General features: G+C 55.9%; 9 protein-coding genes. 6 read left to right on the top strand and 3 right to left on the bottom strand.

What is annotated here, in order from left to right:
• Positions 1-84: 84 nt before the first annotated feature.
• Genes argC through argA form a run of 6 tightly spaced genes read left to right on the top strand, consistent with a single transcriptional unit; the run spans position 85 to position 6,743 of the window.
• On the top strand, positions 85-1,110 hold the full coding sequence (argC, locus tag LJ739_RS14005) for an N-acetyl-gamma-glutamyl-phosphate reductase (protein WP_229161443.1): 1,026 nt from the start codon (positions 85-87) through the stop codon (positions 1,108-1,110).
• On the top strand, positions 1,107-1,907 hold the full coding sequence (argB, locus tag LJ739_RS14010; protein ID WP_229161444.1) for an acetylglutamate kinase: 801 nt from the start codon (positions 1,107-1,109) through the stop codon (positions 1,905-1,907). The genes argC and argB overlap by 4 nt, the downstream gene beginning before the upstream one ends.
• Positions 1,897-2,826, top strand: coding sequence for an ornithine carbamoyltransferase (locus tag LJ739_RS14015; RefSeq protein WP_229161445.1), 930 nt, complete (start codon positions 1,897-1,899; stop codon positions 2,824-2,826). The genes argB and LJ739_RS14015 overlap by 11 nt, the downstream gene beginning before the upstream one ends.
• Position 2,827: 1 nt before the next feature.
• Complete coding sequence (locus LJ739_RS14020; protein WP_229161447.1) at positions 2,828-4,045, top strand: argininosuccinate synthase; 1,218 nt, start codon at positions 2,828-2,830, stop codon at positions 4,043-4,045.
• Positions 4,042-5,424: an argininosuccinate lyase gene (gene argH / locus LJ739_RS14025; RefSeq protein WP_229161450.1), complete on the top strand. Its 1,383-nt coding sequence runs from the start codon at positions 4,042-4,044 to the stop codon at positions 5,422-5,424. The genes LJ739_RS14020 and argH overlap by 4 nt, the downstream gene beginning before the upstream one ends.
• A gap of 2 nt (positions 5,425-5,426) precedes the next feature.
• Complete coding sequence (argA, locus tag LJ739_RS14030; RefSeq protein WP_229161453.1) at positions 5,427-6,743, top strand: amino-acid N-acetyltransferase; 1,317 nt, start codon at positions 5,427-5,429, stop codon at positions 6,741-6,743.
• Position 6,744: 1 nt separating this feature from the next.
• On the opposite strand, the gene LJ739_RS14035 is transcribed toward argA, so the two are convergent.
• The 3 genes from LJ739_RS14035 to LJ739_RS14045 all read right to left on the bottom strand — a co-directional run bounded on the left by LJ739_RS14035 (position 6,745) and on the right by LJ739_RS14045 (position 11,727).
• Positions 6,745-8,433 carry an NAD-dependent malic enzyme gene (locus LJ739_RS14035; protein ID WP_229161455.1) on the bottom strand — a complete coding sequence of 563 codons (1,689 nt, stop codon included), beginning with the start codon at positions 8,431-8,433 and terminating at the stop codon, positions 6,745-6,747.
• Positions 8,434-8,547: 114 nt separating this feature from the next.
• Complete coding sequence (locus LJ739_RS14040; protein ID WP_229161457.1) at positions 8,548-11,196, bottom strand: penicillin-binding protein 1A; 2,649 nt, start codon at positions 11,194-11,196, stop codon at positions 8,548-8,550.
• A 159-nt stretch (positions 11,197-11,355) separates the two neighbouring features.
• Positions 11,356-11,727, bottom strand: coding sequence for a hypothetical protein (locus LJ739_RS14045; RefSeq protein WP_229161459.1), 372 nt, complete (start codon positions 11,725-11,727; stop codon positions 11,356-11,358).
• Positions 11,728-12,256: the final 529 nt, after the last annotated feature.

Here is a 12,256-nt window from a genome sequence, read left to right on the forward strand (position 1 = left end):
TCGTGCGCAAAGGCAAAAAGCGTTTTTTTTCATTTCTACTAGTTTTACTGACACAGGTTTATTGAAGGAAGGAACTGTACCGTTATGTTGCGTTGCTGCGTAGTAGGCGCGAGTGGCTACACAGGCTCTGAGCTCGTCCGTTTATTGGCCAAACACCCCAACTTTGATCTGAGTGATTGCTTTGTTTCCGCCGGCAGTCAGGATGCCCATCGCCCGATCACGGCGCTGTATCCGGGTCTGCAGGGTCACGTTGATTTGACCTTGCAACCACTGGACGATCAACGTCTGGCGTTGCTGGCCCAACAATTTGATGCCATTTTTCTGGCCACCCCCCATGAAGCCAGTCATGACTGGATGCCCGCCCTCACCGCAGGTAACGCCAGAGTGTTTGACCTGTCCGGTGCATTTCGTTTACCCGACACTGACGTGTTTGCCCAACACTACGGCTTTGCCCACCAGCACCGGGCGCTGCTCGACACCGCGGTGTATGGTCTGGCAGAGTGGCATGCGCCGCGTATCGCAGACAGTCAGTTGATTGCCGTGCCGGGGTGCTACCCGACAGCGTCGCTGCTGGCGCTCAAGCCACTGGCCGAAGCCAACCTGCTGTCGGCTGAGCAATGGCCGGTGATCAATGCGGTTTCCGGGGTCAGCGGCGCGGGTCGCAAAGCCAGCCTCAACACCAGTGTGTGCGAAGTCAGTTTGCAGGCCTACGGCGTACTGGGCCATCGCCATCAACCGGAAATCGCCCAGTATCTGGGTCAGCCGGTGTTGTTCACCCCACACCTGGGTAACTTCAAACGGGGCATCCTGGCCACCATCGCGGTCAAACTGGCCAGCGGCGTCACTGCACAACAGGTCAGTGATGCTTATCAACAACGCTATGCTGACAGTCCTGTGGTACGTCTGTTGGATCACTTCCCACGCCTCGATGATGTGGTCAACACACCACACTGTGATCTGCACTGGAAAGTGGATGAAGCGTCCGGTCATGCTGTCCTGGGCAGCGCGATTGACAACCTGCTCAAAGGGGCGGCCAGCCAGGCGGTGCAATGCGCCAATCTGGCGTTCCAGCTGGCGCCAACGGCAGGCCTGTTGGAGGTGCGCCCATGAGCACCTCTGCATTGGTGGTAAAAGTTGGCGGTGCCTTGATCGACGCGCCGACCAGCGCCAAAGCCCTGCTGCAAGCGCTGAATACGCTGCAACAGCAGCGGCCCGTCGTGTTGGTGCACGGCGGTGGTGCGGGTGTGGAGCGTCTGCTTAGCCAGTTGGGCCTTAGCAGTCACAAGCATCAGGGGTTGCGGGTCACCCCCGACGATCAAATCGACTACGTGGTCGGCGCATTGGCAGGTACTGCCAATAAACAGCTCTGTGCACTGGCGATCAGTGTCGGCGTTACGCCCGTAGGGCTGAGCCTGGCCGATGGCGGGCTGGTCAACTGCCGCGTTTTAGACCCTGCCCTGGGCCATGTCGGTAAAGCCTCTCCGGGCAACCCCGATTTGCTGCAACGTTGTTGCGCAGACGGTTTTTTACCGGTCGTCAGCTCTATCGGTGCCGATCCCGAAGGCAACCTGCTCAATGTCAATGCCGATCAGGCAGCCACCGCCATCGCCGCCACGCTGGCAGCTGATTTGTTGTTGCTATCGGATGTGCCCGGTGTGCTGGATGGCAACAAGCAACTGATAAAGCACCTGGAACAACAAGACGTTGAAACCCTGATCAACGATAACATCATCACCGATGGCATGATTGTCAAAGTGCGCGCCGCGCAACAGGCAGCCACCGCGCTGGGGCGTCCGGTCTGTATTGCCAGCTGGCAACAGACAGATGCCCTGCTGGCACTCAGCGAAGACCATTTCCCGGGCACCCTGATTGCCCCCGTCGTAGCAAGGAATACCCATGAAACATGATTTACTGACGTTTGCCGACTGGCAGCCGGGCCCTCTGACCTCCCTGCTGGCGTTGGCCGGCCGGATAAAAGCCCATCCCCATGACTATCAGCAAGTGCTGGCCGGAAAATCGGTGGTTGCGCTGTTTGAAAAGCCCTCGTTACGCACCCGGGTCAGTTTCGACATTGGCATCAACAAGCTGGGCGGACACATGGTGTATCTGGACAGTCAGGCCGGCAAACTGGCTGGACGGGAAGATGCCAAAGACATGGGTGCCAACCTGTCCTGCTGGGCAGATGCCATTGTGGCCCGGGTGTTTGATCACAATACCCTTGAGCAATTGGCCGATGCTGCCAGTGTGTCGGTGATCAATGCCCTGTGTGACCGCTACCACCCTTGTCAGGCACTGGCTGATTACCTGACCCTAACCGAAGTGTTTGGTGACATTAAAGGCCGTACACTGGCCTATGTGGGTGACGGCAACAATGTCACCCACTCTTTGCTGATCGTCGGTGCGCTATTGGGAGTGAATGTCACCGTCGTCACACCGCCCAGTCACGAGGTCGAGCCGGACATCTGGCAACACTGTCAGTCGCTGGCCGCAACCAGCGGTGCTCAACTACGCAGCGGGCATGGGTTGGATTTGCTCGAAGGCGCGGATGTGCTATACACGGATACATGGTTATCCATGGGCGACGATACCCCTCTGGCAACCATCAAGGAACGCTTTGTCCCTTATCAGGTTAATCAGGCGATGCTGGACAGCAGCGGTGCGCGTTACGTCATGCACTGCCAGCCAGCCCATCGCGATTTAGAAATTACCAGCGATGTTATCGATGGTCCGGCGTCGTTGCTGATGCAGCAGGCGGAAAACCGGATGCACGGTCAGAACGCGATTCTGGCAACCTTGCTCGGTGGCATTGAATTAGACAGGAGTTAACATGACACGTGCCAATGTCAAAAAAGTGGTTCTGGCCTACTCAGGCGGACTGGACACCTCAGCCATTATCCCTTGGCTGAAAGAAAACTATGACTGTGAGGTGGTTGCCTTTGCGGCCGATGTCGGTCAGGGCGATGAAGAGCTGGAAGGACTGCACGAAAAGGCCCTGCGTTCCGGTGCCAGTGAGTGTCATATCGTTGATCTAAAAGAAGCCTTTATTGCCGATTATGTGTTCCCGACCATCACCACCGGCGCGGTTTATGAAGGCGAGTATCTGCTCGGTACCTCGATGGCGCGCCCCATCATTGCCAAGGCACAGGTTGAACTGGCGCGCAAAGTCGGTGCCGATGCACTGTGTCATGGCTGCACCGGCAAAGGCAACGATCAGGTGCGCTTTGAAGGCACGTTTGCGGCACTGGCCCCTGACCTCACTGTGATTGCACCCTGGCGGGAGTGGGACATGGTGTCCAGGGAAGACTTGCTGGCCTATCTGGCCGAGCGTGACATTCCGACCACCGCTTCTGCGACCAAGATTTACAGCCGCGACGCCAACGCCTGGCACATTTCCCACGAAGGGGGTGAGCTGGAAGATCCCTGGTGTGAACCCAGCAAGCAGGTTTGGACCATGACCGTCGACCCGGAAGATGCACCGAATGAGGCCGAACGGGTGATGCTGAGTTTCCATAAAGGTCGCCTCACCGCGGTCAACGGCGAAACCCTGAGTCCGTATCAGTCACTGGTCAGGCTCAACGCACTGGCGGCTGCCCATGGTGTAGGACGCATCGACATTGTCGAGAACCGTCTGGTAGGTATGAAATCCAGAGGCTGCTATGAAACCCCCGGCGGTACCGTGCTAATGGCGGCCTATAAAGCCCTGGAAACGCTGGTGCTGGACAAGGCAGCCCTCAAACACCGCGAATCGCTGGGATTGGAATTCTCCCACGTGATGTACGACGGTCGCTGGTTTACGCCGTTGTGTCAGTCTTTGTTAGCCGGTGCAGCAGTGTTCGCCGAGTTGGTCACCGGCGACATCGTAGTCAAACTCTACAAGGGTCAGGCCACCGTAGTGCAGCGCCGCTCTGAAAACAGTTTGTATTCAGAAGATTTCGCCACCTTTGGTGCCGATGACGTGTACGATCAGAAACACGCCGAAGGCTTTATCCGTCTGTACAGCTTGTCCAGCCGTATCGCTGCGCTACACAAAGGAAAAACCTCATGAGTTTGTGGGGGGGCCGCTTTGTTGGCGGCAGCAGCAATATGTTCCGGCGGGTCAATGACTCGCTGCCCTTCGATCAGGTACTGGCCAGCCAGGATATTCGCGGCTCTATCGCCTGGTCCCGGGCTATCTGTCAGGCCGGTGTGATCACCGACGCCGAACAGCAGCAGCTGCAAGATGCCCTGCAGGCGTTGCTCAAACAAGCCGAACAAGGCAGTCTGGATTTCGCCGCCAGCGGCGAAGAAGACATCCACAGTTTTGTAGAAGCGGCACTGATTGAGCAACTGGGCGATCTGGGCCGCAAGCTGCACACCGGCCGCAGCCGTAATGATCAGGTCGCAACGGATTTCCGGCTGTGGTGCAAAGAGCATGTGACGCTACTGCGCACCGATTTGAAACAGGTCATCGAGGCGCTGGTCAATGCCGCCGAGCGCCACAGTACGGCCATATTACCCGGCTACACCCACCTTCAGCGCGCCCAGCCGGTTCGGTTCCCGCACTGGTGTCTGGCCTACGTTGAAATGCTCAAACGGGATGCCAGCCGCCTGGCGGATCTCAGTCAGCGTATGGATCAGAGCCCGCTGGGCTGTGGTGCCCTTGCCGGCACCACCTATGCCATCGATCGTCAGGCCATCGCGGATGAACTGGGTTTTGCGTCGCCCTGCCTCAACAGCCTGGATGCGGTATCCGATCGGGATTATGTACTGGAGCTGCTGTTCGCCGCCAGCACCAGCATGATGCACCTGTCCCGCATGGCTGAAGACCTGATTTTCTTCAACTCCGGTGAAGCCGGGTTTATCCGTCTGGGGGACTCGGTGACCTCCGGCTCATCGCTGATGCCACAAAAGAAAAACCCCGATGCACTGGAATTGATGCGGGGCAAATGTGGCCGTGTGTTCGGCAGTCTGCAGGCACTACTGGTAACCATGAAAGGCCTGCCGCTGGCGTACAACAAAGACATGCAAGAGGACAAAGAAGGGGCTTTCGATGCCGTCAATCAATGGCACATCTGCCTGTGCATCGGTGCCGAAGTGCTCGACAGCCTGACCCTTGACGAACAACGTTGTGCCCAGGCCGCCCGCGAAGGCTACGCCAACGCCACCGAGCTGGCTGACTATCTGGTCGGCAAAGGGATCCCCTTTCGCACCGCCCACGATATCTCCGGTCAGGTGGTATTGCATGCGCTGGAACAGCAGTGTGCGATTGAAGATTTGCCCCTGTCTGCGCTGCAGGCAATTTGTCCCGACATTGGTGAGGATGTCTATCCGGTGCTGCAACTGGAGTACCTGGTGGACAAACGCAACATCTTGGGTGGCACCGGCAAAGCGCCGGTTGCCGCAGCATTGAAACACGCAAAACGGTATTTACAGGAGTTTGTCTGAGCATGGTCGTTTCCCACCACGACAGCGTAAAGCTGTTTCGTAATTCACTGCCGTACATCAACGCCCACCGGGGTAAGACCTTTGTGCTTATGTTTGGTGGTGAAGCGGTGGAAAACGACAACTTTGCCAACATCATCCATGACATTGCGCTGCTTGCCAGCCTGGGGGTCCGGTTGGTGTTGGTACACGGCGCCCGGCCGCAGATTGATCAGCGTATCGCACTGCGGGGCCTTGAAAAGCGCTTTGCCAATACCATTCGACTGACCGACAAGGAGACCCTCGAGTCGGTCAAAGATGCGGCCGGCTCGGTACGCTCCCAAATCGAAGCGTTGCTGACCATGGGGCTGGCTAATTCGCCCATGCACGGCGCCCAGATCCGGGTGTGCTCCGGCAACCTGGTGGTGGCCATGCCAATGGGTGTCCGAGATGGTGTCGACTATGAGCACACTGGCTTGGTACGTCGTATCGACGTCAACGGCATCAACGATCACCTGGATGATGGCTCGATAGTGTTGTTATCGCCGATGGGCTATTCCTCCACCGGCGAAGTGTTCAACCTGTCCCATGAGGATGTCGCTACCCAGGCAGCGATTACCCTCAATGCCGACAAACTGATCATCCTGTGTGATCAGGACGGCATTCTGGATGAAACCGGTAAATTGCTGCGCAACATCGACTTCACCCGTCTGACTGACCTGCAAAAGGCGCCACACCTGGACAGCAAGCGCAGTATGCTGCAGGCCATCGCCACCAGCCTGGAGTCGGGTATCAGCCGTTGCCACTGCGTGAGTTACCAAAAAGACGGGGCGTTGTTGCAGGAACTGTTTACCCGGGACGGCGCGGGTTCGTTGATTTCAGAGCGCTATTACGAGCAGTTGCGGGATGGCACCATCGATGATGTGGGTGGGATCCTGAATCTGATCAATCCGCTGGAACAGCAGGGGGTATTGGTCAAACGCAGCCGCGAACTGCTGGAACAGGAAATCGAGCAGTTCACTGTGATAGAGCGTGACGGCATGATCATCGCCTGTGCCGCATTCTACCCTTACCCCAGCGACGGCTGTGGTGAGCTGGCCTGTGTCGCAACACACCCGGATTACCGCGGTAAGAACCGCGCCGAGCGATTGCTGGAGGCAATCAAGAAAAAGGCCCTGGATCAGGGCCTGCACAGCATCTTTGTATTAACCACCGTGACGGCGCACTGGTTCCGAGAGCAGGGCTTCGAACCGTCCAGCCCGGTTGCACTGCCAGACGGCAAGAAACAACTGTATAACTACCAGCGCAATTCCAAGGTCTTCACCCTGTCGCTGACCAGCTAGCTTAGATACTGACCCGTTTGTAAGGGCGGTATTCGGCTTTCCAGAAATTGCGCTCGATGGCGTCCTGCAGGGCTTCATCGCTCATTTCCAGCGCCAAACCTTCAGCCATGGCCACTTTGGCCACAGCAAACGCAATCTCTTTGCTCAAATCGGCAATTTTGCTCAGCGGTGGCAGTAATTCGCCCTGACCGCTGCTCGCCAATGGCGACGCCTGTGCCAATGCCTCACTGGCCGCCATCAACATGGCGTCACTGATCAAACTGGACTTGCTGGCAATCACGCCCAGGCCGATGCCTGGGAAGATGTAGCTGTTGTTACACTGGGCAACGGGATACACCTTGCCGTTATATTCGACCGGCTTGAACGGACTGCCGGTGGCAATGATCACCTCTCCGTCGGTCCACTCGATGACCTGCTCAGGACGGGCCTCAACCTGACGGGATGGATTGCTCAACGGGAAGATGATCGGCAACGCACAGTTACGCTTCATGCTGCGGATCACATCTTCGGTAAACAAGCCTGGTTGACCGGACACACCGATCAGAATATCCGGCTGGGCGCAGTTCACCACGTCCAGCAGCGAGGCATATTCGCCACTGTAAGACCAATCTGCCAACGCAGATACCGGTTGCACCAGCTTCTGCTGAAAATCACGCAAATCCGCCATGCCGTCGGTCAGTAGCCCGAACCGGTCGACCATAAACACCTGACGCCGGGCTTGCTCGTCACTCAGGCCTTCTTTGACCATCTGACTGATCAGCATTTCGGCGATACCACACCCCGCCGAGCCAGCCCCTACAAACACCACCTTCTGATCTTTCAGCGCGACCTTTTTGACTTTACAGGCGGCCAGTATTGAGCCGAGGGTGACCGCTGCCGTGCCCTGAATGTCATCGTTGAAGCAGCACACTTCATTGCGATAACGCTCCAGCAAAGGCATGGCATTAGGCTGGGCGAAATCCTCAAACTGGATCATGACGCCCGGCCAGCGACGTTGGGCAGCTTTAATGAACAGATCCACAAAATGATTGTATTCATCTTGTTCGATGCGTTTGTGCCGCGCACCCATGTACATGGGATCGTTGAGCAACTTTTCGTTGTTGGTACCCACATCCAGCATCACCGGCAAGGTATACGCCGGGCTGATGCCGCCACACGCGGTGTACAATGACAATTTACCAATTGGGATCCCCATCCCGCCAATCCCCTGGTCACCAAGACCCAGGATCCGCTCCCCGTCGGTGACCACAATCACCTTGACCTTGCGCTTGGTGGCGTTGCGCAGAATGTCGTCCATCTGATGGCGTTCGGAGTAGGATAGAAACAGACCACGGGAACTGCGGTAAATATCGGAAAACTGTTCGCAGGCATCCCCCACCGTCGGGGTATAGATGATTGGCATCATCTCGTCGATGTGGGACTGGATCAGGCGATAAAACAGCGTTTCATTGTTGTCCTGAATAGCGCGCAGATAAATGTGCTTGTTGATCGGTGCACTAAAGCTGTTGTATTGCATGTAGGCCCGTTCCACCTGCTCCTCAATCGACTCATAGCGAGGGGGCAGCAGTCCGGTCAGATTGAACATTTGCCGCTCCTGCGCGCTGAACGCACTGCCTTTATTCAGCAAAGGCGTCTCCAGTAACTGTGGACCGGCGTGAGGAATGTACAAAGGATTCAAAGGGTGGCTCATATCAACAGATTTCCCAATAGCAAAGGATCAATGGTTAAACAGTGTAGACTGCGCTGACAAAAAGGCGGCAAGTGTACCGAACACGCCGCCTGTTGCTGGTCTGATTAGCTTGGCTCAGAAGATTTCGTCTTCGGCCGGACTGCGACGGGGCGTATCATCCTCAACAAACGGATCCACAGGTTCATCCGGCTGGGCGTACACCGTCGGCTCGGTGCCCTCGATAAAATACTCAAACAGTGCGGTGCGATCAGTACGATTGGTCAGTTTACCGGTGTCCCGATCAATCCTCACCGTGATGATACCATCCGGCACAGGCTTGGCCTCTTCCGGCACGCCGTCCAGTGCAACCTGCATAAAGCGGATCCAGGCCGGCTGTGCGGCCTTGGCACCATCTTCAGCACCAATCATCGCATTGCCTATCCAGTTGAACCGGCTGGGATTGGCATTGATCAGGTTCTGGTTACGACTGGCCCGGCCCAGGGTGCGGCTCATGTCATCGAACCCAACCCAGGTGGTTGCCACCAGATGGGGAGAAAAGCCACTGAACCAGGCATCTTTAGAATCGTTGGTGGTACCGGTTTTACCGGCCAAATCGGTTCGCTGCAGCAAATTGCGCGCACGCCAACCGGTACCCACCCAATAGGTATTCTGTTCAGGATCTTCACTGTAACGACCGTTTCCGCGCACCGCGGTGCGCATCATTTCTTTGACCAGAAACGCGTTTTGCGCCGAGATCACTCGGGGTGCCTGGCGCACTTCACGGTCCGGGGTTCGGCTTTGGGTCGTGTCGAGCAGTCCGAACTCCGCCGCCAGCCGCGCCTCAATATCGTCTTTGGCCACGTCAGTCTGGGCAGTCAATGCACAGTCATCACACGCCACGGAGGGATTGGCCACCCACAAAGTGTCTCCCATCTCGTTGGCAATCCGCTCAATAAAATAGGGTTGCACGGCAAACCCACCATTGGCGATGGTTGCCATCCCGGTCACGACCTCCAGTGGCGTGTGGGAACCCGACCCCAACGACAGGGTTTCATCCCGCGGGATCTCTTCTCGCACAAAACCAAACTTGGTCAGGTGCTCAACCGCCGCGTCGATACCGATAGCCCGCAACAGACGAATTGACACCACGTTTTTCGACTTGCCCAGCGCGATACGCATGCGAATGGGTCCATCGTAGATCGCGGGCGAGTTTTGTGGCCGCCAGGCAACACCGGTACGCGCGTCCCATTGATTGATCGGGGCGTCGTTGATCACGCTGGCCAGGGTGTAGCCGTTTTCCAGTGCCGCGGAATAGATAAACGGTTTAATGTTCGAACCCACCTGACGTTTGGCCTGGGTTGCGCGGTTGAATTGACTCTCATAAAAACTGTAGCCACCGACCACGGCTTTGGCGGCGCCATCAAAGGGGTCCAGCGCCACCAGCGCGCCACTGGCACGGGGAAACTGGGACAACTGCCAGATCTGATCATCCTGACGTTGACGGATCCATACCAAGGCCCCTTCCGTGACAATGTCACTGGCGGTTTTGGGTTCTTCGCCCTGATGACTGTCATCGATGTAGGGGCGCGCCCACATCAACCCATCCCAGTCGATGAGACGATAGGACGCCTGGTTGTCAAACACCATAATGCTTTGTTCGCTGACCCGCGTCACAACTGCGGGACGCAGACTGCCGATTGGCTGCACCTGTGCCATACGGTCCAGCATCTGCGACTCATTCCAGGCAGGATTGTCCAGGCTGTGAGTGACCAAGTCCGGATCCTGCCCTTCCTCTGCATCCAACGGTGTCCACAGCTGGTCAATCGGCCCCCGATAGCCATGCCGTTCATCGTAATCGTGCAGGTTGCGCACTACCGCCTGCTGAGCGGCTTTCTGCATGCGACTTGGCACCGTGGCATAGACCTGATAGCCACCGGTTTCAGCCTCTTCTTTGCCGTATAACTCGACCATTTCGTTGTAGATCAGATCCGCCAGATAAGGGGCATCGAGCTCAATTTCAGCACCGTGCTTTTTGGCCGTAACCGGCGCGTTGGCTGCGGCTTCAAATTCAGCCGGGGAGATATAGCGTTCATCCAGCATACGCAGCAACACCACTTTACGTCGTTCCAGTGAACGCTCAGGGTTGCTGATGGGGTTGAGGGTAGAAGGCGCTTTGGGCAAACCGGCAATGGTGGCGATTTGTGCCAGCGTTAGTTCGCTGACGTCTTTACCGTAATACACCTGAGCTGCGGCACCAAAACCGAACGCACGATGGCCCAGTTCAATTTTATTCAGGTATAGCGCCAGGATCTCGTCCTTGGTCAGCACCTGTTCCATATGCCAGGCAATAAAGATTTCTTTCAGCTTACGAATGTAGGTTTTTTCACGGGTCAGGAAGAAGCCTCGGGCCAGCTGCATCGTGAGGGTACTTCCGCCTTGCCCTTTTTCGCCGGTCAGAACCAGATTCACCACCGCCCGTGCCATACCGATAGGGTCAATGCCCGGATGCTCGTAAAAACGGCTGTCTTCTGTCGCCAGTACGGCATGAATAAGCGTGTCAGGCACATCGTCCAGTGACAGTGGAATACGTCGCTTCACCCCAAACTGAGAAATCAGCAGACCGTCCTGGGAATAGATTTTCATCGGGGTCTGTAGACGGACATCTTTGAGCACCGATACACTGGGTAACTCGGGCTTGATGTAAAAATACAAACTGGTCAGCGCCAGTAGGCCGAATACGCCCCCGGCGAGCAAGGTCAGTAACAAGGGTTTTAGAAACTTCACGACGTTGTTGATACCTGCAATCACTATCCCAAAAGATGAACGGCGAACGGTGATTTGTTACGTTGCGCCTCAAACGTCACCATTCTAGCAAGTAAATCCCATCCAATCAGCCACTATTCGGTGTATCGGCCGTATTCGACGTCATACCGGGGGATTGCATCAGGCCTGTTCAAAAACGGCAAAGGCCTGAGCCAGGTCATCCACAATATCGACCTGCCAACCGCTGGCGGAAACCCGTTGCTGATAAAGCAGAGCGCGGGTTTTATTGGCAGGGTCCTGTGGCACGATGACAATGTGTACGTTGTCCTGCAGGTTGGAAATCACCGCCGCCAGTCCGGCGAGTTGTTTCACACCTTCCTCATCAATCTGAATACTCTGTGCACCGCTGTAGTCGTAGATGATCCGGCCACTCGCTTCGACACCGTCCAGAAATGCCGCTTCATTGTGCACCTCGAGCAGATCCAGCGTGTGTACCTTTGCGGTCAGTTGCACCAACACGATGCCACGGACAACCTTGACGGTGTAACTCATGAGGTTAATTTTCTTTCCGGTTCATAGGGGCAAGCCTACAGTAGCAAATCCATGCAACCTGCAACAAGACCGCTAACCCACCGTTTTGAACCGGTTGCTGTCAGCCGCACAGAGAATTTCAGTTGTGTATCTGGACGTGAAAAATTCTGTTTCTCTGCCATACTTTGCCAATGCCCTATGGATAAGCAAAGGCTCTAAGCGGTTGATTGCGTCGATGATTTTACGGCCAATGTCGTAAAAAGTGGTGATTGTAGTGAGCTGAGACTATAAAACGCCAGAAAGTCACAGCGACTAAACGCAATGAATGGGTCATAAACCGGCCTTACTTATCCTCATTCATACCTAAACCTATGGGCGAGAACGACAAAATTTGAATTGCAGTCAGGAACCATTTGGCGCGGGAAAATGTGTTTTTCAGCGGTTAGAAAGATACGTTGAGGCTGACTTAAGTTAGCCAAAAATCAAAGAGTTAGTGTATTGTGTCTGGGAAAGTTTAAAGTAATACTAACTTTTTTATACGTATGTACCG

The organism is Fluctibacter halophilus (genome assembly GCF_020687825.1).
Classification (GTDB): Bacteria; Pseudomonadota; Gammaproteobacteria; order Enterobacterales; family Alteromonadaceae; genus Fluctibacter; species Fluctibacter halophilus.